Origin of the sequence: Enterococcus sp. AZ104 (assembly GCF_050546705.1) — a bacterium.
Lineage (GTDB): Bacteria > Bacillota > Bacilli > Lactobacillales > Enterococcaceae > Enterococcus > Enterococcus faecalis.
Genome location: NZ_CP172952.1, coordinates 121,563 through 143,323, shown reverse-complemented (window position 1 = coordinate 143,323; position 21,761 = coordinate 121,563). Strand labels below are relative to the sequence as shown.

21 protein-coding genes are annotated in these 21,761 nt (G+C 37.2%); 8 read left to right on the top strand and 13 right to left on the bottom strand.

Features of this window, described 5'->3' with window-relative positions:
• The first annotated feature begins 99 nt into the window (after positions 1 to 99).
• Entirely contained in the window at positions 100 to 1,131 is a 1,032-nt protein-coding gene (gene add / locus IGJ37_RS00625; protein ID WP_002356163.1) for an adenosine deaminase, read from the top strand.
• 32 nt (positions 1,132 to 1,163) lie between these two features.
• Here the strand turns inward: add and IGJ37_RS00620 are convergent, their stop codons facing one another.
• Positions 1,164 to 1,772, bottom strand: coding sequence for a class I SAM-dependent methyltransferase (locus tag IGJ37_RS00620; RefSeq protein ID WP_002356162.1), 609 nt, complete (start codon positions 1,770 to 1,772; stop codon positions 1,164 to 1,166).
• 14 nt (positions 1,773 to 1,786) lie between these two features.
• Positions 1,787 to 2,374: an SGNH/GDSL hydrolase family protein gene (locus tag IGJ37_RS00615; protein ID WP_002388735.1), complete on the bottom strand. Its 588-nt coding sequence runs from the start codon at positions 2,372 to 2,374 to the stop codon at positions 1,787 to 1,789.
• Positions 2,375 to 2,528: 154 nt separating this feature from the next.
• Here IGJ37_RS00615 and coaA point away from each other — a divergent pair, with 154 nt between their 5' ends.
• From coaA to IGJ37_RS00600, 3 genes are all read left to right on the top strand, one after another.
• A complete protein-coding gene (gene coaA, locus IGJ37_RS00610) occupies positions 2,529 to 3,452 on the top strand; it encodes a type I pantothenate kinase (protein WP_002356160.1) in 924 nt (307 codons plus the stop codon).
• A 311-nt stretch (positions 3,453 to 3,763) separates the two neighbouring features.
• Complete coding sequence (gene guaA / locus IGJ37_RS00605) at positions 3,764 to 5,326, top strand: glutamine-hydrolyzing GMP synthase (RefSeq protein WP_325815142.1); 1,563 nt, start codon at positions 3,764 to 3,766, stop codon at positions 5,324 to 5,326.
• Positions 5,327 to 5,428: 102 nt separating this feature from the next.
• Entirely contained in the window at positions 5,429 to 7,264 is a 1,836-nt protein-coding gene (locus IGJ37_RS00600) for a DUF262 domain-containing protein (RefSeq protein WP_113793210.1), read from the top strand.
• A 101-nt stretch (positions 7,265 to 7,365) separates the two neighbouring features.
• Here IGJ37_RS00600 and IGJ37_RS00595 read toward each other — a convergent pair whose 3' ends face one another.
• The 6 genes from IGJ37_RS00595 to IGJ37_RS00570 all read right to left on the bottom strand — a co-directional run bounded on the left by IGJ37_RS00595 (position 7,366) and on the right by IGJ37_RS00570 (position 11,288).
• The gene (locus tag IGJ37_RS00595) at positions 7,366 to 8,565 is read right to left on the bottom strand and encodes a tyrosine-type recombinase/integrase (RefSeq protein WP_325815140.1); all 1,200 of its coding nucleotides are present in this window, start codon (positions 8,563 to 8,565) and stop codon (positions 7,366 to 7,368) included.
• Positions 8,558 to 8,755: a DUF3173 family protein gene (locus IGJ37_RS00590; protein ID WP_113793206.1), complete on the bottom strand. Its 198-nt coding sequence runs from the start codon at positions 8,753 to 8,755 to the stop codon at positions 8,558 to 8,560. Before IGJ37_RS00590 ends, IGJ37_RS00595 begins: the two co-directional genes overlap by 8 nt.
• On the bottom strand, positions 8,748 to 9,560 hold the full coding sequence (locus IGJ37_RS00585; RefSeq protein ID WP_113793222.1) for a rolling circle replication-associated protein: 813 nt from the start codon (positions 9,558 to 9,560) through the stop codon (positions 8,748 to 8,750). The genes IGJ37_RS00590 and IGJ37_RS00585 overlap by 8 nt, the downstream gene beginning before the upstream one ends.
• Before the next feature lie 182 nt (positions 9,561 to 9,742).
• A complete protein-coding gene (locus tag IGJ37_RS00580) occupies positions 9,743 to 10,090 on the bottom strand; it encodes a hypothetical protein (RefSeq protein WP_113793204.1) in 348 nt (115 codons plus the stop codon).
• 215 nt (positions 10,091 to 10,305) lie between these two features.
• Entirely contained in the window at positions 10,306 to 10,677 is a 372-nt protein-coding gene (locus IGJ37_RS00575) for a hypothetical protein (RefSeq protein ID WP_113793201.1), read from the bottom strand.
• Positions 10,678 to 10,910: 233 nt separating this feature from the next.
• Complete coding sequence (locus IGJ37_RS00570) at positions 10,911 to 11,288, bottom strand: hypothetical protein (protein WP_227280386.1); 378 nt, start codon at positions 11,286 to 11,288, stop codon at positions 10,911 to 10,913.
• Between the two features lie 331 nt (positions 11,289 to 11,619).
• Between IGJ37_RS00570 and IGJ37_RS00565 the strand changes: the two genes are divergently transcribed.
• Both IGJ37_RS00565 and IGJ37_RS00560 read left to right on the top strand, forming a co-directional pair.
• Positions 11,620 to 11,961: a hypothetical protein gene (locus IGJ37_RS00565; RefSeq protein ID WP_025189278.1), complete on the top strand. Its 342-nt coding sequence runs from the start codon at positions 11,620 to 11,622 to the stop codon at positions 11,959 to 11,961.
• 150 nt (positions 11,962 to 12,111) lie between these two features.
• Positions 12,112 to 12,657 (top strand): ATP:cob(I)alamin adenosyltransferase, encoded by a 546-nt coding sequence (locus IGJ37_RS00560; protein WP_002387479.1) that lies wholly within the window; start codon positions 12,112 to 12,114, stop codon positions 12,655 to 12,657.
• Positions 12,658 to 12,705: 48 nt separating this feature from the next.
• Here IGJ37_RS00560 and IGJ37_RS00555 read toward each other — a convergent pair whose 3' ends face one another.
• Together IGJ37_RS00555 and IGJ37_RS00550 are read right to left on the bottom strand one after the other, a co-directional pair.
• Positions 12,706 to 13,494 (bottom strand): PhzF family phenazine biosynthesis protein, encoded by a 789-nt coding sequence (locus IGJ37_RS00555; protein ID WP_002356143.1) that lies wholly within the window; start codon positions 13,492 to 13,494, stop codon positions 12,706 to 12,708.
• A gap of 1 nt (position 13,495) precedes the next feature.
• Positions 13,496 to 14,461, bottom strand: a complete 966-nt coding sequence (locus IGJ37_RS00550; RefSeq protein WP_002387478.1) for an ornithine cyclodeaminase family protein — start codon at positions 14,459 to 14,461, stop codon at positions 13,496 to 13,498.
• A 97-nt stretch (positions 14,462 to 14,558) separates the two neighbouring features.
• Between IGJ37_RS00550 and IGJ37_RS00545 the strand changes: the two genes are divergently transcribed.
• Positions 14,559 to 15,971: a PLP-dependent aminotransferase family protein gene (locus tag IGJ37_RS00545; protein ID WP_002370633.1), complete on the top strand. Its 1,413-nt coding sequence runs from the start codon at positions 14,559 to 14,561 to the stop codon at positions 15,969 to 15,971.
• Complete coding sequence (locus tag IGJ37_RS00540; protein ID WP_002379245.1) at positions 15,968 to 16,411, top strand: MepB family protein; 444 nt, start codon at positions 15,968 to 15,970, stop codon at positions 16,409 to 16,411. The genes IGJ37_RS00545 and IGJ37_RS00540 overlap by 4 nt, the downstream gene beginning before the upstream one ends.
• Positions 16,412 to 16,460: 49 nt before the next feature.
• On the opposite strand, the gene IGJ37_RS00535 is transcribed toward IGJ37_RS00540, so the two are convergent.
• From IGJ37_RS00535 to IGJ37_RS00525, 3 genes are all read right to left on the bottom strand, one after another.
• Positions 16,461 to 17,729: a RidA family protein gene (locus IGJ37_RS00535; RefSeq protein ID WP_002361517.1), complete on the bottom strand. Its 1,269-nt coding sequence runs from the start codon at positions 17,727 to 17,729 to the stop codon at positions 16,461 to 16,463.
• Between the two features lie 284 nt (positions 17,730 to 18,013).
• The gene (locus IGJ37_RS00530; RefSeq protein ID WP_002387476.1) at positions 18,014 to 20,521 is read right to left on the bottom strand and encodes an EndoS/ChiA family endoglycosidase; all 2,508 of its coding nucleotides are present in this window, start codon (positions 20,519 to 20,521) and stop codon (positions 18,014 to 18,016) included.
• Positions 20,522 to 20,732: 211 nt separating this feature from the next.
• Positions 20,733 to 21,749 carry an NADP-dependent oxidoreductase gene (locus IGJ37_RS00525; RefSeq protein ID WP_010710970.1) on the bottom strand — a complete coding sequence of 339 codons (1,017 nt, stop codon included), beginning with the start codon at positions 21,747 to 21,749 and terminating at the stop codon, positions 20,733 to 20,735.
• Between the last annotated feature and the right edge of the window lie 12 nt (positions 21,750 to 21,761).

Sequence of the window (21,761 nt, the reverse complement as noted above, 5' to 3'; positions counted from 1 at the left end):
TAGACGTGTTACAGTCTTCAAAATACTTATCGAATCTTTTACATTTTAACAAAAAAAAGACAAAAGAAATAGACTAAAAAGATTAAAAAACAAAAGAAAATGGAGGCTATTTTTTTCATGGAAGAATCCCGTGTCCGTCAATTACCAAAAATCGAGCTGCACTGTCACTTAGATGGGTCGATTCGACCAACCACTTTACGCACCATTGCTGAAAAACAAAACATTCCATTACCCCAAGACGAACAAGCCTTGAAAGAGTTAGTGGTTGCCCCTGAAAAATGCACCGATTTGAATGATTATTTAACTCGGTTCGACTTCGTGCTAACCTGTCTACAAACGGCCGAAGCTTTGCAAGCAGCGGCGTATGACGTGATTAGCCAAGCTGCAGAAGATGGCGTGGCATACATAGAGGTACGTTTTGCGCCTTCGCAACATACAGAAAAAGGCTTACGGTTACCTGAAATCGTGACCGCTGTTTTAACTGGCTTAAAACAAGGCGAAGAAGATTTTGGTGTAAAAAGCAATGCACTGTTATGCGGCATGCGGCATGACCAACAACAAGCCATAGAAAAAATCGTTCACTTAGCGCATGATTTCAGAGAGACAGGCGTTGTCGGCTTTGATTTAGCTGGCAATGAAGTCGATTTCCCTCCATACACATTTGAAGACGTATTAGCTTTAGCCAACCAATTGTCAATTCCATTAACACTCCACGCTGGGGAATGCGGCTGTGGCAAAAACGTCGCTGATGCTGTCACTTTAGGTGCTACTCGGATTGGCCACGGTATTGCTTTGAAAGATACACCCGAATACTTGGCGCTCTTAAAAGAAAAAAAGGTTCTTTTAGAAATGTGTCCAACTAGCAACTTCCAAACAGGCACCGTCAAAACATTGGCTGAATACCCTTTTCAACAATTTATAGAGGCTGGCTTAGCCGTCTGCATCAATACCGATAATCGCACTGTTTCAGATACTACGTTAACGAAGGAATTCATGAAATTGGCCACTTGGTATCAATTAAGTTATGACGAAATGAAGCAACTCACTAAAAATGCGCTTGCAGGTGCTTTTTTATCGCCAGACGAAAAAAAACTGTTGAACCAAAAAATTGATCAAGCATATCTATTCTAAAAAAGAACCTCCACTAAAGTGGCGGTTCTTTTTTACTCTGCTTCTTTAACACTTCGTAAAATATAATAGCCTTTGTCTTTTGTCACAATTTCAACATTGCCAAATACTTCAGCCATTTTCTTTTCTGCACTAGGTGCACCTTGTTTCTTTTGAATAACTACCGTTAGTGTGCCACCAACTTTCAACAACGGAAAAGCCCCTGTTAAAATGCCATGGACAACTTTTTTGCCTGCACGAATGGGCGGATTGCTAACAATCGCCGCGTAGGTCGTTTCGTTTAAGGTTTCATACACATTGGAAGAATGGATATCCACAGTAGTAATTTGGTTACGTTGGGCGTTCATTTGAGCTAGCCCAACCGCCCGTTGGTTGACATCCACCATTTCCACCAGTCGACCAGTCGCCGCTGCTAAGGACAACCCAATTGGTCCATAGCCACAACCAACATCTAACAAACGGCCTGCTGGTAAATTTTCCCATTCAAAGGCATCAATCAACACACGAGAACCATAATCCACTGTTCCTCTTGAGAAGACCCCGCTATCGGTCGTAAACTGAAAGGTCCGACCACGTAATGGAAAAGACCAGCTTTCTAAATCATGTGCTAATTCTGGATTTTCTGTATAATAATGATTCGCCATTTTGTTCTTCCTATCTATGCTTGTTTTGGTTTTAGTCTACCTTTTATTTCTCGAACAATCAAGGCACCTAATAATTCATAGCCCACTTGTGAAAAATGCAAACCATCCGCTTGTAAAAATTCATCCGTTCCAGGATAAACAGTCATCGCTTTATACAAATCAATAACTGGCAAGTTATGTGCCGCTCCGACTTCTTGTGCAACCTTGACCAATTCCTTGATACGCGTTTGTGGCCGTTCTGGACGTCTGCCACTATCCGCATATGGTGGCGTAATTAAAATCACCTTTTCTGAACCAATTTCGTGAATCATTGTTTCAAGATTTTCTCTAAACGTGGCTACTGTTATATTTCGATCCAGTGATGCATCATTGGCGCCAAAGAAAATCACCACTTCATCAGGTTTCTCAATTAGTACTTCTTTATTTAATCGTTTTAAACCATCCTCTGTTGTATCGCCAGGCATTCCAGCATTAATAACAGCCACTTCTTCTAGACCCATCGCAACAATATCCCGTTTCACTAAGTCAACAAGAACAGGTGAGACGGCTTCGTCTAAATAACCAGCAGTAATGCTATCACCAAATAATACAATTTTTCTCATGGCTTTTCCCCTCTTTTCTAACAGTTTTCTCTTTTCATGATACCATTTTCATCATAAATTGGCGAAGAAGGGAATTCTTTTGTAAAATCCTGTGTTTCCCTTGTGAAATTATGGTAAAATGTACAAAGATTGAACAGGGTTTGGTGGAGGAACAATGGACGATAAAATGAATTACTACCCAATTTCCAGAGAAGAATGGCATGGGTTTTATCATGACGGCAAAGCACCGTTAACCGAAGCAGAATTGGATAACATTAAAAGTGTGAACGACCAAATTTCACTAAAAGATGTACAAGAAATTTATGTACCCTTAACGCATCTTATTCATTTGTACATGAAAGAATTTGAATCGCTAACACTTAGCAAAGGATTATTCCTACATGAATATGTCTCTGTACCACCATTCATCATTGGAATTGCCGGCAGTGTCGCCGTTGGCAAAAGCACCACCGCTCGTCTTTTGCAAAGAATTCTGGCCCGAACGTTTAAACGAAGAAACGTTCAACTCATTACAACGGATGGATTTTTGTATCCCAATAAAGTGTTAGAAGAACAAGGAATTATGGACCGAAAAGGGTTTCCTGAAAGTTATGACATGGAGAAGCTAATTAATTTCTTAAACGAAGTCAAAAGCGGCAAAGACGAAATTAAAGCACCTGTCTATTCTCACAGTGTCTACGATGTTATCGAAGGCGAATATGAGTTGATACAACAACCAGATATTCTGATTGTTGAAGGCATTAACACATTACAGTTACCCGCCAATCAACAAATTTATGTGAGTGATTTTTTTGATTTTTCTATTTTTGTAGATGCCGATCCAGCCTTAATTGAAAAATGGTACCTAGAACGTTTTGGGGCCTTATTAGATACGGCTTTCTTAGATCCTAATAATTATTATTACCAATATGCAATTGGCAAACGAGAAGATGCTTTCGCCATGGCACGGAATGTTTGGAAAACCGTGAACTTACCGAACTTGGAGGAATATATCTTGCCAACGCGCGGACGTGCGGACATTATTTTGCATAAAACGGAAAATCATTTGATTGACCAAATCTATCTACGTAAATATTAAGGGTTGACGAGCTAAGAAATATCCTGTATCTTTTGTAGAAATATCCTTGAAAATTTTCAGCAGAATGCATGACTTTCAAGGAGTAAAATGTTTTAATAAGTATAGCTAGACAAAGAAGAGTACGGAACAAAAGTGAACCACTTTTTAACCGCCTGATTCTCGGCTGTTTAAAAGTAGCCCCTGCGGAATTAAGCCAAAATTTTCTAAAAATCGTAAAACAATTTTTGAAAATCCTTTCTTAATTCTTGGTGCTGACCACTTTTTAACCGCCTTTTCTTTAGATAAATTTAAATGGATAAGGGGTAATAGACGTGACTAACGTTGCCGATTTGACATCTGTCGAAAAAATTATTGTTTTAGACTTTGGTAGTCAGTTTAACCAATTGATTACTCGTCGTATTCGTGAATTTGGCGTATTCTCTGAGTTATTAAGCCACCGAACTACGGCAGAAGAAATTCGCAAAATCGCGCCTAAAGGAATCATCTTCTCAGGTGGACCAAACAGCGTGTATGACAAAGATGCTTTTAGCATTGATCCAGAAATTTATGAGTTAGGAATTCCCATTCTTGGCATCTGCTACGGTATGCAATTAATGACTCATAACTTAGGCGGAAAAGTAGAACCTGCCGCAAACCGTGAATACGGAAAAGCAGAATTAGAAATCCTTGGTGATGCGACATTATTCCAAGGAACACCTGCGAAACAAACCGTTTGGATGAGCCACGGTGATTTAGTAACAGAAATCGCTCCTGGATTCGAAAAAGTTGGGACAAGCAATGATTGTCCAATCGCTTCTATCGAAGATACCAACCGCAAATTCTACGGCGTACAATTTCACCCAGAAGTTCGTCATTCAGAATATGGTAACGACTTATTACGTCACTTTGCTTTTGATGTGTGTGGCTGTACTGGTGACTGGAGCATGGAAAACTTCATCGATATGGAAGTCGCTAAAATCCGTGAACAAGTAGGCGATAAAAAAGTCTTACTTGGTTTATCAGGTGGCGTTGACTCAAGTGTTGTCGGCGTGCTTTTACAAAAAGCCATTGGCGACCAATTAACTTGTATCTTCGTTGACCATGGATTATTACGTAAAGGTGAAGCAGAACAAGTAATGGAAAGTTTAGGCGGTAAATTTGGCTTAAACATTATTAAAGTAGATGCGAAAGAACGCTTCTTAAGTAAATTAGCAGGCGTTTCTGACCCTGAACAAAAACGTAAAATCATCGGTAACGAATTTGTGTATGTTTTTGATGACGAAGCAACTAAACTTGCTGGGGAAGAAGGCGTTTCATTCCTAGCACAAGGAACTCTTTACACAGACGTCATCGAATCTGGTACAGAAACTGCGCAAACAATTAAATCACATCACAACGTTGGTGGTCTTCCTGAAGACATGCAATTTGAATTAATTGAACCTTTAAATACATTATTCAAAGACGAAGTTCGTGCCTTAGGAACTGAACTTGGCATGCCTGATGCAATCGTTTGGCGCCAACCATTCCCAGGACCAGGATTAGGTATTCGTGTGCTTGGTGAAATTACAGAAGATAAATTACAAATCGTTCGTGATTCAGATGCTATCCTACGTGAAGAAATCGCAGCAGCTGGCTTAGATCGTGACATTTGGCAGTACTTTACTGTCTTACCTGGCATCCGCTCAGTAGGTGTTATGGGCGATGGCCGTACCTACGATTACACAGTCGGTATCCGTGCTGTGACTTCTATCGACGGCATGACCGCTGACTTTGCCCGTATCCCTTGGGATGTTTTACAAAAAATCTCTGTGCGCATCGTGAACGAAGTTGCACATGTAAACCGTATCGTGTACGATATTACTTCAAAACCACCTGCAACTGTGGAGTGGGAATAGTATAAAAGTTAAGCCTAGAAGTTGGTAATACACTAATCTAGGCTTTTTATATACATTACGGTACCCCTTTCGGTACCCAAAAAAATTAAGGAGATTACTTTCATGAAATTTGACCCTTTTTCAAAAAAAATAGAAGCCGTTCTAGGTGGTAACAATTCATACATTATTCCTAACTTTCAACGAGACTATTCTTGGGATAAAAAAAATTATGAAGATTTTATCAATGACATCCTTTCAGTAAATAAAGCTGAATATGATATAGAAACTAAAAAGCTTTCAAATGCCTCTGGAAAGGATAACGATTATTTCTTTGGTACTATACTAATAGTAGGTGAAGAAAACAAATCTAGTGTAACGAAACCTTATATTGTAATTGACGGCCAGCAAAGATTAACAACTATGACTTTATTTTTTGTTGCTATAAAAAATATTATAGAAAATTTTGATCCATCTTATGAACATGATTTTAACGATGCTTTAGTTAAAAAAGTTAAAATTAAGGGAAGGAGTCAAGAATATGCTCGTTTACAAAATAAAGCACTCAATCCTGTTCTTCCCGTTAATATATTAAACGTTAATGACCATAAGGAAAACGGCATTGAACATAATGCTTTAAACAGATCACAAAATTGGTTATTGGAAGCCTATGAAATTATAAGAAAAATGCTTGGTAAAAAAGAACTGGCAAAAAGGCTGTCTCAATCTAGAAAAAAAAATGACTTCGAAAATATTTGTGAAGAAAATTACATTGAATTCTTAGGTAATTTAGGTGATCAAATTCTTAATTCTACAGTAATATCTATATATTCTGCTTCTGAAAGTCAAGCAAATATTCTTTATCGTAATTTTAACTACAGAGGTATCCCTCTTAGTCAATCAGATTTAATAAAAAATGAACTTCTTTCAGCTTTAGATGACGATACAGATTCTGCAGTGACATTATGGAAAGAGATTGAGAACAATATTTTTTCTGTAGATGAATCCATAAATACTTTTCTATTTCATTATATGGTATCAAAATATCCTACAGGAACAAAAAATTCATTATTTAAAGCTTTTAAAAAACATATTAAAGACTCTCCTGATGCATATTCTAAGTTCTTGCAAGATATTGTAAAAAGTTCTAGATATTATAAATCTATTATTACACCTAGTGAAGATGAAAAATTATTTGGTACAAGTAATTTTTTCAAAAGAGATAGCAATCCTAATTTAAAAAGACAATTAATTTTCTTAAATATTATGGATACAACTCAAGTTAGAATTATTTTTTTAGGTCTTTTTTCTGCTATGGACAACGGAGTAATTACTTCCACTCAATTAAAAAAAATTGCTAATATTATTACTGCTCACCAGGCACTCCATGTATTAGCTAGTACATCAGCGAATAGTTTAACACCTATTTACAAAAAATATTCAAAAATTTTTAGATCCGTTGAAAAAAACAAAATTAATTCAGAAGTGAATAATCTGATTACAGACCTGAACAAAATATTACCTTCTCGAGAAACTATAATAAATAAAGCCAACCTGACCTATGATCATAAAATAAAAATAGATGATATGACCTCTAATCAGAAAAAAAATATGTTTATGATTAAGCATATTCTTTCAACTATAGCTTGTGACACACAATCATCGGAAACTGTTTCTGGAAATAATGGCTTTAACTTTATTTATGAGTCTACTCTAGAACATATTATTGATCAAAAAGAAGACTCTATAAACAACGTTATGAGTTTGGGAAACATATTATTATTAGAACGAAGTAAACATTCAAAAAGTCAAGATAAGAAAAAGATGTATTCTTTATCTGAAATAACTTCTACAAAAAATTTTTTCACGGTGTATAATACTTTTGATAACGCTAAAGATATAGAAAAAAGAAACGCAGATATACTAACAAAATATATAGATATAGTGAAAAACTTAAAATAGAAGATGATCTCTTTGTAATATTTTCTACAAAATTTATGTTTTATAAAAATAAAAATCCTATGTAATCAAGAATAATAATCTAGATTCATAGGATTTTTCTCTTATCTTTTTGTATATTGATTACCATTCCAATTTATCAATGATTTAGTAGATGTTTTAATCTTAATAATATTTTTCAAATTGTCTGCAACTTCTCTATCAATAGTTGGATATAGATGTGAATACGTTCCTAGTGTTATTTGTATATCAGAGTGTCCCAGTCTTTTTTGAACTGCTAAAGGATTAGCATTCAATTCATTAATCAACAAACTCGCATGACTATGTCTTAATCCCTTTGGCTGTATTTCCTTTACATGCCCCAATCTAGCATGTCTTCTTACAATCCTATTTATTGTTGATTTTCCCAACGGTGCACCCGTATAAGAAATAACAAATTCATATTTCCCCATAAATTCTTGATGTTTTTTCCATGCTTTTAAAACAGATATAGTATCATCATCTAATGAAATTATTCTACGACCTGCTTCTGTTTTCATTTTTGTTTTTCTTGTCCAAATATTACTATTGATAAAATCTAGATTATGATAAACTCTAATTTGAGCATTTTCTAAATCAATATCACTCCAATATAGTGCTGTTAATTCATTTACACGCAATCCTGTCATGTAATACATAAAAATCATTGTAAATGACATATGCTCATAAAAATCTTTTATATTGAATGTTTCAATAACTTTTTCAAATTCTTGTTTTGTCCAAAAGTCTACTTCGGGTTTCTTTTTTGGTATACCTTCCACAATTTCAACTAAATTTTCTTTTATCAATCCGTGTTTTTTAGCATGCTTCAAAGAACGTGAAAACATTCCAAATTTTAAACGAGCATAATTCTGTGAGTGCTTTTCCAATAGTTTATTTTTATAATCTAAAATATCTAAAGTTGTGATGTCTCTAGGTTTCTTTTTCCCAAACACCTCTTTTAATTCAAGTAAAACACCTTCCCTAGATTTCCACGTAGAAGTCTCTACACCGTTTCTATACTCTGGTATATAGTATTTATCCATGAACTGTTCATAAAGCATATGAGCATTCGTTAATGCTCCTAGATCATGCTTTTTCTTCAATGCTGATGTTCTTGCTTCATGAGCTTCGCTTGCTGTTCTAAACCCTCTGCGATGTTCAGTTATCGCTTTTCCCGTCGCTCTGTCGGTTCCTAACTTTACCCTATAACCAAAAGTTTTATTACTTAAATCCTGATAGACACCTGTATATTTAGTTTTCCTAGTTTGTTCTTTTTTACTCATTTGAATTTCCAATTTTCACGCCAATAATTTCTTCAACTTGTTGTCTAGGTACTACACCTAACCTTTTATTTAAATAAAGCGTTTTCCCTTCTGCTACAAGCATTACTTTTGCTTGTCTTATAATTGATTGTGCTGTAGACTTCGGATAGCCTAAAGCTACCAAATCATCTTTTGTTACTGTACTACTCATTTCCTTCAACTCCCTCACTCAATTTTATTTTTCGGTATTTCACAGGGTTATCAATCATTTGATTTTTATTCTTATCGTAAATCTTAGAGACGTAGTTTGTTTCATAAAGAACTGTTGAATCATCAAAATCAAGTTTTTCCTCTGAATAAAATTTTGTTTCATCAATTTTCTTTAAGTTCCTTGAAAAGAAAAATGATTTCTTTCCAAAGCTATTTATCAGTTCTTCGCCTAAGCTTTTCTCCATGTACTTCGCTACATACCTAGACGTGTTCGAAATATCGTCTAACGTGTCTAAACGGTTGATGAACACAAAGCCGTTCCCCCACAGAGTTGTTAATGTATCGTGTGGAATGTACGGAACATTAAACATTAAGAAATGAGCATGATAAGCACCTCTACGTTGCGTTTCAATAACGTATATCCATTTAAGTTCTGCTTTTTTTGTTTTATAAATTTGATAGTTGAATCGCTTTATAAAATCTTTCACCATAGACATGAATTCTTCTCTATCTTGAATATTTTCAGTTACGGTCAAAGTCACGAAAGACGTTCTTTTGTCAACATTTGTATCAATTAAACGCATTAATCGCCACTTAGATTTAATCCTAACCTTGCTCATTTGTGTTAGTCGTTCAGTTTGCTCCTCGTCTGATAACTCTTCAAATGTTCGACGTTTAAAAGATTCGCTACTTGCTTCTTTGTCTTTTAACTTTTCACCTCTATTAAAAATTGGCTTGTCATATTCCCATATTTCCATGAAGCCAGAATTTAGTGAAGTAATTATTTTTTTATTATAGCTACCCATTTTCCAACCATTTACTTTCAGCACGTTTATTTCTTTTTGGTGGCTTTTTTCGCCAAACTATGTTTTATATATTAAATAAACTAGGAACCAATAAATTGCTTCCGTAATTCTAAATCAACTTGAGGACTATTTGCCTTCGTTGGAACTTCGGCATGCCCTCAAATTGATTAAGAATTACAAAACTATTTTCCTAGCGTTATTTTGTTATCCAAACTGGGTAAGACATCATCACAACTAAAGTATAACTTTCCTTTGTACTCCGAAATCGTAAATCCTGTTAAACGCACAGGCATAGTCTTATTATTTTCTAATTGTTTAACTGAAATTGTCGGTGATAAATTCTTCACCTTGATTTCTAAATTCTCATAAAAGAACGGGCTATTATCCGAAGCAATAAGTACACGTAATTTATACGCACTTAACATCTTTGTTTCAAAATCTAATACATCACAGTACCCCTTGATTGCCATGAATTCCGTACCAAATAAATTACTGCTTTGTTCGATTAGATCTCTAATTTCTACTGCCATGATTAATTCCTCTTTTCATTTTTTTATTGTAAATTAGATTTTAGACTCAGTCTGTTACTTCTATTATTAATAACTTTTTATCACAAAACCTTATCCCTATATATTGATTGCATTTTAAATGCCTTACAGGCATTTAAAATACAATCATTACATACGGGGAAATTTGTTGGTTAGTTATAAAGCATATACATTTCCTACTTACATCAAATATGCAATTATTTCAATTTTAAAAATTCAATAATCTTCTCCTCTAACTCTTGTAGCATTTCCAAAATATCTGAAGGTACAAAGGCTTCATTGTCTTTTTTTAATTCCTGTTTCTGATACGTATCAAACTCATCATATTTATTAATAAAATTAGTCGCCTCATCTATCAATTTTATGGCTTCTTCAAAATCATCATGCTTCACTCGGTATTCTATCCCATTCAACATAGAGCACAATTCAGAAAAGAGAATTGAGATATTACCATCAAAAGTTCTTGTTACATATAACGTCTTCGTATGTAAAGGGATTTGATATGCTAAAAAAGAAATACCTTCTTTTTCTTTAATAATTTTATTGAATTGATTAACATTTATTCTCATTTTTAATTACCTCACTTCTTTTTTTAGTTACAGTTTGCAGTAAACCTCCACATTTTTAAGCGGTTATAACTTTATAGATTTGATGTGTTTCTATCTTTTCACCTCCTTAAATTAAGTTTGAAAACTATCCCGTAAACCAGATTTTTAAAGGGATTTTTATATCCCGTTAAAACTAAAGTTTTACGGGATATAAACACCCCGTAAATTCAATATAATTTATTTTAAATAGAATGTCAAGTTACATTGTTGAGAAAATACGATTTAATACATAATCGTACACAGAAAGCTCTATGAATACGTTTAGCTCCAAATACATCTTTAAAATATACTTGTAATTCTAAAAGAAATTCCAAAACATCTTGTTCTAACATAAATGAAGTTTGATAATCCCAATCACTTTCTGAATTTAAATCACCAAGTTCAAGCTTTTTATCTTTAATACTAATCCAATAACTCTCCGGTCTCCTTTTATATTCAGTTCTTATAGCTTGATTTACTATACTAGAATAACTAACATCTAAACCAAATTTAGTTTTAAAATTTTTTTGTAATTCATCTAACAAGATTTTAGATTCAGATGACAATCGCATTCTTACATTTTCTTTTTTCATTACTAACACCTCCTACAATTGAATTTTATCCCGTAAATAAATTATATGTTATTTTCGAGATATGTCAATTCGGTAACTTGTTGGTAACTATCCTTATTGTATTATATGTTTTTCAACGTCTTTCAAACATCTCAAACGTTTTAAAAATAGTCTTTTCCATTTATCTCAATTTATACAATTGTTGAGTGGGAATAACAATAAACCCGCTAGAAAACCTATAAAATAGGTTTTCTAGCGGGTTTATTTTTTATTGGTCACACTTTCCTCCCACCATTCTCCATTTTCCTTTGCTCCACCGCCCTCAAAGTCCTATAATTTAATCATAAGAATAGTGACTATTAATAAAATTCATCAATTAAAAGGAAGCGATTTCAACATGTCAAAAGAAACTTTTCTTAAGTATGGTTTTGTTGTCCTCTTCATAGGAATTTTTTTACTTCGTGCCCAAAAATTTATTTCTGAGCCCCTTTCGTACCTTTTTTCGGGTATTCTTTTGCTTGTTGTTGCGTATTTAATACTCGTGAAAAAAATGAACTTTTTCTCAAGTTTGCTCACAGTTGCCGACCAGCCTTCTTCTACCCAACAACGATTAGGTCAACTTTCTGGTCTTGTCAGTTTATTGATTGGTTTACTTCTGGTAATTCTTAGCTTCATTTTCTTTCTCCAACTTTGATTCCCCCTTGACTCTCCCTTCACTCTTGGCTATGATTACCTTAGCAAGTACAATGGTGTACTGTGAACAGTCGAGCAACGGCGCTCAAAAAGATTGGCTTTCGTGCATTCTTTTTGAGGGCTTTTTATTTTTAGAAAGTAGGGAAATTGAATGGAAAAAATGTACCGCAGTCCGTATGAAGCGTACCCGTATCTATCTTCTAAACCAGAAGATTTACGATGTGATTTTGAATTAATGACTGATGAGTTGGCCTCGATGACAGGTCTTCTACGAGGATATGTGCAACAATTAGACGTCCCTGAACAGCCTGCACTAACAGAAGAACTAGCCAAAATTTGCGAGTTAATCTACCATGTCAATCCAACGACCCGAACAAAATTAACAGTCACAGAGGACGAAATAGCCTGGCTTTTGGAACGTGTCAATGCTATGAATGAACTGACATACGAAGAAAATCGTCCTTTTGTTTTACCGATGGGCACAATCTGTTCCTCTTATGCACACATTTTAAGAGCCAAAGCCAAAGATATTGTTCGTTTACTTTATCGCATGGACTATGGTGGTAAAAAAATTGATCCGCAGCTGTATGATGTAGTCAACTTACTCTCAGGTTACTTTTTCATGTTAGCTTTGTATCTAAATCAGCTCGAAAATGGTGAAGAAGTCCCCTTTGTTTCTCGCAACTATTCTATTTAAAAAGTACACCGACCGCTAACGACGAATTGCTAGCGGTCGGTGTACTTTTTATACAGGCAAGTACGCTTCCCCTTTTGCAAATAGTTTAGCAGTACCACCAATAATGACTCGATTTTCTTTCACTTCACAAGTTAAAAAGCCGCCTCTTGGGGACACTTGATAGGCGGAAAGGGTCGTTTGATTGAGCCGTTTTCCCCAATAAGGAATTAAATTGGCGTGCGCAGAACCACAAACTGGATCTTCGTTAATTCTTAGTTTCGGGAAAAAAGTCCGTGAAACAAAATCCACCGAGTCTCCTGATGCCGTTACAATGACTCCTACTCCTAAATCCAATGCTTTTAATGCAGAAAAATCTGGTGTGATTTTTGCCACTGTCTCTTCGTCTTTTAAGACAAAAAATAAATCGCGACCCAAATAAGCTTCATAAATTTTCGTGCCTAAAGCGGCTTCATACTCTGGCAAAATTGGAATCCTTTCCGGTAGGATATAAGGAAAATCTAGATAATAGTATTCCTCTTTTTTGGTCACTGCGAGCGGTCCACTTTGACTAGTAAAATGGAGTGTTTCTTCCGCAACGGAATAATAGTTAAACAACACAAAAGCCGTCGCTAATGTAGCATGTCCACAGAGATCGATTTCTCGTTCCGGCGTAAACCAGCGCAGGGCGTAACTTTGTCCCTCCTTGACCGTAAAAGCAGTCTCTGACAAATTATTTTCAATCGCAATGTTTTGCATCACCGCTTCTGGCAACCATTTTTCCAAAACATAAACAGCGGCGGGATTGCCTTTAAAAACTTCCTCCGCGAAAGCATCGACAATATAATAGGGATAACTCATTTTAATTCTCTCCTTGTATTTTTTGATAAATGTATTCCGCGCAACACAAATCCTCAACTGCTAAGCCAACCGCATCAAAAATCGTGCGGCCTTTCTGCTCCGCCTTTAGTTTAACTTTGCCAGTGACTAATTCGCCGAGAGAACCTACAATTTTTTCAGCTGAAAAGGCACCTTCTGAAATCGGAATTAAAAGATCCCCGCTTTCTTTTAATGCAGCCGCATACTCATCTACAAACACTTGACTGTTTTTAACAAGGTCGCTTGTTAATTCTCTGGAAGTCGGCGTGAATGTACCAATTGCATTGATATGGGCATTCGGCAAAACGTCTTTTTCTTCTAAAAATGCGTCCTGACTGGAAGTTAGTGTACAGATAATTTCCGCTTCCTGGACGGCTTCTTGGACAGAAGAACAACCAATAAAGGTACATTCGGGGTAATTGTGCTGTTGCTTAGCGATTAATTTTCGTGCACGTTCTGCTGTGCGGTCATATATAAAAACCTTTTCAATCGCCCGAACGCTTTGTAGCGCTGCGAGATGAGATGAAGCTTGTTGACCTGCACCAATCAAAGCGATACTTTTTGCCTTTGGAGCTGCTAAATAATCGGTTGCCAAAGCAGAAACAGCTGCCGTGCGAAGCCACGTAATCGCATTGGCGTCCATCATCGCGACTGGTCTTCCAGTAGAACTATCAAACAATAAAATTTGACCAAGATGCGAGGCCAAATTTTTTTGTGGATTTTCTGGAAAAGCTGTAATGATTTTTGCCCCAAAAAAGCGATTTTTTCCTAAGTAAGCAGGCATTAATGCAAAAAGATTTTGATTTTTCCCATCTGGTAAAACCTCTACATGGCGCTCACTTTGCGAAATTTTTCCTTTTTGCAACTCTGCAAAGCAACGTTTCATCACTTGAATTGCTTCGGAAAACGACAATTGTTGAATAACCCTCTCATAAGAAATAATGTCCATCTGAATTCCTCCCTTTGCGCTATCATAAACCAGACAAACAATACACTCAATGCTATAATTGTATGGAATACAATTTTATAGAAAGGAAGTTCCCCTCATGCCGATTAATTCCTATGAGAACTATGTGTTGTCATGGCGCCCTGTTAAAGAACGTTTAACAAGACCTTATTACCAATCATTGGTTCAACAATTAGAAGCGGATATCTTATCTGGTGCGCTTCAAAAAAATGTGAAATTGCCTTCGCAAAGAGAATTAGCTGATTACTTGGATCTGAATTTCACGACGATTGGTCAAGCCTATAAACACGCTATGGAAAAAGGCTTACTTTATACCAACATCGGTAGCGGCACTTTCGTTTCTCCCAACGCGTTTCACTCAATTACAATCTCTACCAACCAAGTAGCGGACCATCTAATTGATTTAGGGCTGGTTAGTTCCTTTGATATGTGTAATCAGCGGATTTTACCTTTTATTGAATCCGTTAGTAAAAATGCGGCCCTTAACAGTTTGCTAAATTATCGCGATCCTTTAGGTACGCACTTTCAACGAGCAACCGCTGCCGAATGGCTTCAGACACAAGGCGTTCGGACCAATGCCGAAGAAGTTGCCATTGTATCTGGTGTCCAGAATGGACTGGCCGTGACGTTAGCCGCCGCTTTTTCTCCAGGTCAGCGGATTGCCGTAGATCGATACACGTATTCAAATTTTATTGAACTCGCCCAGCTTTATCATTTAGAAATCGTCCCGATTGGCTATGATTCCGAGGGGATGGACCCAGAGCATTTACTGCAAGAATGCAAAAAGAAAAAAATACATGGTATTTTCTTAATGCCCGCATGTAATAACCCGATTGGTTTCCAAATGTCTAGCGCCCGCCGAATGACTTTAGCTGAAATCATTCAGCAAGAACACTTATGGGTAATTGAAGATGACATTCATTCTTTTTTAACAACTTATGCACAGCAAGCAGTTTTACCAACGTTTCAAGAACTCTTACCTCAACAAACGATTTACTTAGCGGGGATGACAAAATTTGTCTGTACAGGCTTACGCATTGCGTACCTTGTTTTCCCTCCGCTTCTTCGCCAAGAAATAGAGCGTGCGATTTTTAACATTAACGTTAAAACTTCTGGCTTTGATGCTGAAATTGTCACCCAAGTCTTACGCTCACCAGTTGCAAAAGAATTAGTGATAGAAAAATTGGCTTTAACAAAACAAGCCAATGACTTATTTGATACCATTTTTGGGTTAGCTAGACCTAGCAATCCCTTGCCGTACTACCGAACTATTCCCCTTTCTACCGAAAAAACGGCGCCGCAAATTGAACAAGAATTTCTCCAAAATGGGGTACGTCTTTTTCACTCGAGCCGCTTTACTGTGCAAAATCAGCCAGATGCTTTTTTACGAATTTCCTTGGCCTCCAATCAGCTTGAGGTATTGGCGAAAGGATTAACCATTATCCAAGAACTCTTACCGACATTAAACGAAAAGAAAGGACATTCCCTATGAATTCATTGCCAATACTTGAAAAAGCAGTGGGCACGATTACCCTGCTTTCCGAAGAAAAACAAAATGCCGAATATGAAGGCTTTTTATGCCAAGTTAATGAATCGCAACAACTTATCCGCAGTCGCTTAGCCAAAAAAACGCCGAAAAAAGAAGGCTATTTTGTAGCCTTCTGGGAAAAAAATCAACAAAATCAGAACGAAGCCTTTGATGCAACGGAAGCCCCTGAAATGTTAGCAATTGTCATTGCTGATCAAGAAAAGCAAGGTCTCTTTCTTCTGCCAAAAGAATGTTTAATCCAACAAAAAATTCTCAAAACGCATCAACAAAAAGGCAAAATGGCGGCCCGTTTTTATCCTTCTTGGTGCCAAAACCTTAATCAAACCGCCAAAAAAACACAAAAATGGCAACTAACTTACTTTACTGATTTATCTAAATACTAAAAACGTCAGCTGGCTTCAGAAGCCAGCTGACGTTTGTTTATTTTACTGTTTAGCCAATTGGTGGCGTACCTTCTGCGTTCCCAGCAATCGCTTCGATTTGAATCTGGGCACCTTTTGGTAAATCCGTCACACCAATCACTCTTCTGGCAGGCGTGCCTTCAGGGAAGTACGTTTGGTAGACGTCATCTACTACCGCCAGCTCTTCAATCTCTTTCACAAAAATATTCACTTTCACCAGATCAGCTAAGCTGTGATCCACACTTTCAATAATCGCTTTGATGTTTTCTAAACATTGCGTCGTTTGTTCCTTGATTCCGCCAGCGACTAACGCATTTGTTTTAGGGGCCAATGGTAGCTGAGCTGATAGATGGTTGTAATGAGAAAAAGCAACAGTTTGTGTCGAAAATGGACACTTCGGTGCGTGATCTGTATTATTTGCTTCAATAATTAATCCATGTCGATCTTCAATCGCTTGTGGTGGCGTACCATCCCCATGAGAAACCACCGCTTCTACTTGAACCGCCGCGCCTATTGGTAAATCAGCAACAGCAATCACTGTTCGTGCTGGCATGTAATTGACCGTACGCGCAATTCCTGAATCTGGGAAAAAAGCGGCATATACTTGATTGACAGCTTCTAGCTTAGATAAATCTTTTAAATAAATATTGACCTTCACAATATCATCAAAAGGCACATCAATACTGGTTAAAATGGCTTTTATGTTTTTCAAACATTGTTTTGTTTGCGTTTTAACACAGCCAGCCACAACTCTGCCCGTTTGAGGATCTATAGGCAATTGTGCAGACAGATTGTTATAGTGAGAAAACGCGACCGTTTGACTGGCTAGAGCATCAATTGGTGCCTGAACAGTCTGATTTGTTAATTTAATTAAATCCCCAGCTTGAGGTGCATTAGGGATAGTTCCTTCCCCATTTGAAACAAGTGCCTCCATTTGAACAGAAGCGCCTAACGGCAAATCTGCGACGGCGACCACTGTTTTAGCTGGATAATAATGGGTAAAAAAGGCCGCATAGACCTCCTCAACTGCGGCAGCATCCCGCATATCTTTGACAAAAATGGTCATTCTGACAATGTCACTCATCACATGGTTGATACTTTCAACAACCGCTTGGATATTTTTCAAACATTGTGTCGCTTGGGCCCGAATGCCACCTTCTACCAATTGTCCAGAGGTTGGCTCAATAGGTAACTGTGCCGACAAATGATTATAGTGGGAAAATGCGACTGTTTGGGCTGCGAGAGGATGCTTTGGTGCACGCTCTGTATTTCTTGCTAAGACGATATTTTCATTACTCATAACTCTACTCCCTTTTTTAGCATTCCAACAAAAATGATTCCGCTTACATTTTCAAACATTAAACTTCCAACAAGATCCTTTTTATTTTCCTGCTTTTCTATTAATGGTGATAGCTTTCCACCACCACTTCTTTCAGTCTACAATAAGAACAGGAACATTTCAATAAGGCATTCCTAAATTGATTGTTGGCCCTCAAACAAATCTTCTTCAGTTAAAGAAGACTGGCACGAATCAAGCTTGATTCGTGCCAGTCTTTATAGATAACTCGTTAGCTATAACTAGTTTTATTTAACCACCATATACTCACGATAATTTTCCGAGAACGTATCCATTAGCGTATAAATTCGTTCAAAATCATAGTCACGACGAGGGTCATCATACCAAACACATTGAATACTTCCAATAATTGGAAGATTCGGGCTACCTGCTGGCACATCTGTAAATGCTTTTTTCGACATATTTGCTAAAGCATCGTCATATTGATAAATGCCAGAATCAACATTGCCAGCTACCCAATACCACGCATCATTGGTATTAAAAATTTTGTGTCCTTTTTGAACAAAGTACTCAGGTTTGGCTACGTCATACCCACTCCAACCGGCTGTCCAATAAGAAATAATAATCTCTGGGTCAAATGTACCGAAAGAATCGTCGCTGTTGTAATAAATGCCATCATTGAAGCTCATTGGCTGCATGCCCGCATCTTTAATTATTTTAGCTAAATCATTCGCATAAGCGACAAAATCCTTGTAGCGCCCAGAAGATTGCAGTTTCGCCCAACCGCCTGTGTCGACATCATTTGCATACTCATCGCCACCAAAATTGAAAATTTCACTATGCGCGGAAAAATAAGCCACGTACTTACTGATAATCGCCTTTGTGAAATTCACTGCCTTTTGGTTCCCTAAATCTACTGTTCGTTTTGAGCCATCAAAAGCGGGATTTTTAATCGCTAGTTTTTCCATGGCCACTAACAAGGCATCCATATGTCCTGGACTGTTAATCACGGGAATGATGTTGATGTTGCGCGCTTTCGCAAAAGCCAACAACCGATCCATTTCTTTTTGTGTTAACGCGTTGCCATTAGGATCATTGTAATACGCGTTGTTGCCTCGTTGGATTGCTTTTGAAACCCGGTTGTGGTTGTATTTTTTACCATTCACATTGACCGACATATCATCCAAGATAAACCGTAAGCCATCATTTCCTAAAATTAATTGGACATCTGTGTACCCATTTTGACTGGCTTTGGCCACTAATTCTTCCAGTTGCTCCACGGAAAAATATTTTCTTCCCGCATCAATGGAGAAGACACTTTTTAAAGGTTGTGTTTGTTTCTCTTTTAAATTATCCAAAGCTGTTTGGACCTCCGTTTGCCAAGTAGTCACTTGCGCGGCTGTATACGTTTTTCCCGCAAGTTCTGTTGCGACTGTCTCTTTTGTTGTTTGTAGTGCTTGAATCGTTTCTGGTGTATAGCTTTCTGCCTTTTCAATGGCTGTAACTGCTTGATCCAACGCACGATATAAAGTGGTTAAGTCAATGGCTAACAGGCCTTTTTCTAATTCAGCATCATAGGTATTTGAAATCCCTTGGCCATAATCGCCACCTAAAATAGCTTTATTCACATCATAAAGCGTCGTTGCTTGTGTCACTGCTTCTGCGGCTTTATTTTGTGCTTCAAGGTCTGTGTTGGCGTAGCTAATTCGTTTTAAATAGTGTTGCGCAGCCGCTTTCATCTCTGCAAGAGAAACGCCTTTACTCTCTGCAATGGCCGTTTTTGTCCAAAGTAAATTAGAAGGTTTTATCTGATTTAAATCGTCTTCATTATAGGTGCGACCATCGCGATCTAAGGCATAGAGGAACATGCCCCCTAAATTATTTTCATAAGAATAACGAGCTACTTTATACATGTTACTTTCCATATACGGCTCTTTTGTGTCATACCAGCGGTTGCGATCTTGCTCTTCTGGGAAAGTTAATCCTGGAACAAATCGTTCCCCATTGAGAACCGGACTTAAATTATTTAATGCTCGTTGCGTGCGTTGGTCATCGCTACCATACTGTTGATACGCGAGAAAATCGAAACAGTCACTGACATCTTGTAAAGGTGGTAAATATTCTGCATTGGTATCATACAAAAATGGACGATCCGTTCCCGACTTCGGTCCAATGTATTTTGATAATGCACGAATGACACCATTAGATAGAACAATATCTTTTTCACTTGGACGAGTTTCCATGTCAATATCTAACCCATCAATTCCTAAATCATCGACAAATTTGGTTAACAACTCTTTCGCATAAGCATCAAATTCTGCTTCTGTAGGCGTTGTTCCTGCGTAAGGAACTTTTAATAGCTCGCTGTAATCAATCCCACGAACTAAACGAACACCTCGTGCATGCAGTGCTGGCGCATACTCATTTTTTAACGTATCATAAAATGGCTGTGCAAGTGCTTCTTGTCCTTTTGGCACATAACTAAAGACATTCACAATGTCAATACCATAAGGAATATCGTGCATCGTTAGCCAATTTTCATCTGGCAATGTTGTATTAACTCCTTGCATCGTTTTGTCACGCCAGGCCCGATAATAAACCATAAAATGTTTCTCTTGGGTCGGCTCATTGGCTTGGCTGATCATTGGTTGATGAAACAGACTAAATAAGATAAACGCCAAGCCAACCAATAACGAAAGACCCAGCCAACTGACAATTGTTTCTCTGTTTTCTCCTTTTCTTGTCGATAAATTGTTCCCCACTTTGAACACCATTCCTTTCTGCACTCCGTTCATTTTTGTGTATCCACCTAAAAAAGAAAGCGCATACACAACCATCAATAGAATAACAAAAAATAACGAATTTGCAAAATAGAAACTGGAAAAATGAGGATTTTCTATAAAAATCTTTTCCCGCCTAAAATCACTTTTGTTAGACGGCGTTTAAATGGTAAACTTTGAGACTTGCAAGAAAAATAGGCCTGTTTTTCTTGCAAGTCTCCTTTACTTAGTCGTGATCAACATCGGCGATTTTCACAACAATTTTCCCTTGTGCTCGCCCTGTCAGTGAATAGTCCACTGCTTCTTGAATTTGGCTAAAAGGTACGACTCGGTCAATTATCGGCTGTAATTTTCCCTGTTCAATGAGCTCAGTGAGTAAAGCTAATTGCTCGCCATCTGGACGCATAAACAAAAAATGATAACTAACATCTGTGGCTTGCTCCAATCGATGAATCTTGCGGGTAGCTATTTTAAAGGCCCATTGTTTCCAAAGCGGCAAGCCATACTCTTTAGCAAAACGTTCGTTGGGAATGCCTGACAATGTAACAACTTTTCCCTGAGGTTTAACCACTGAAAAAGCTTTTTCTAAGATTGTCCCCCCCATTGTATCAAACACATAATCATAGTCGGATAAAACTTCTTCAAAATTTTGTGTCCGATAGTCAATCACTTCATCTGCTCCCAACGCTTGAACCCATTCTTTATTTTTACTACTCGTTGTGGTGGCAACGTAAGCGCCTGCTAGTTTTGCTAATTGAATCGCAATGGTTCCAATCCCTCCTGAACCTGCTTGAATCAGGACTTTCTGGCCTGGCTGTACATTCATAATATCATGTAGCGCTTGATAACTTGTCAAACCGACTAACGGAATGGCCGCAGCTTCTTCAAACGTTAAATTTTTCGGCTTCATAGCTACAGCCGCTTGATCCACTGCAATATATTCAGCAAAAGTTCCCACGCGATTTTTGGGTACTCGCCCGTAAACTGCATCGCCCAGCCTAAAATTTTGAACATTTTTTCCAACAGAAACAACAATCCCAGCAAAATCACTGCCTAAAATCAGTGGCATTTGATAATTTAAAAGCATCTTTACTTTGCCATCTTTTGTTTTTAAATCAATCGGGTTGATACTGGCAGCGATAATTTTGACCAAAACATCATTGTCATGAATGGTGGGTAAGGGCACCTCCTCGATTGCTAATTCTTTTTGTCCGTATTTATGAATTAAAGCGGCTTTCATCATTGAATCTTTCCT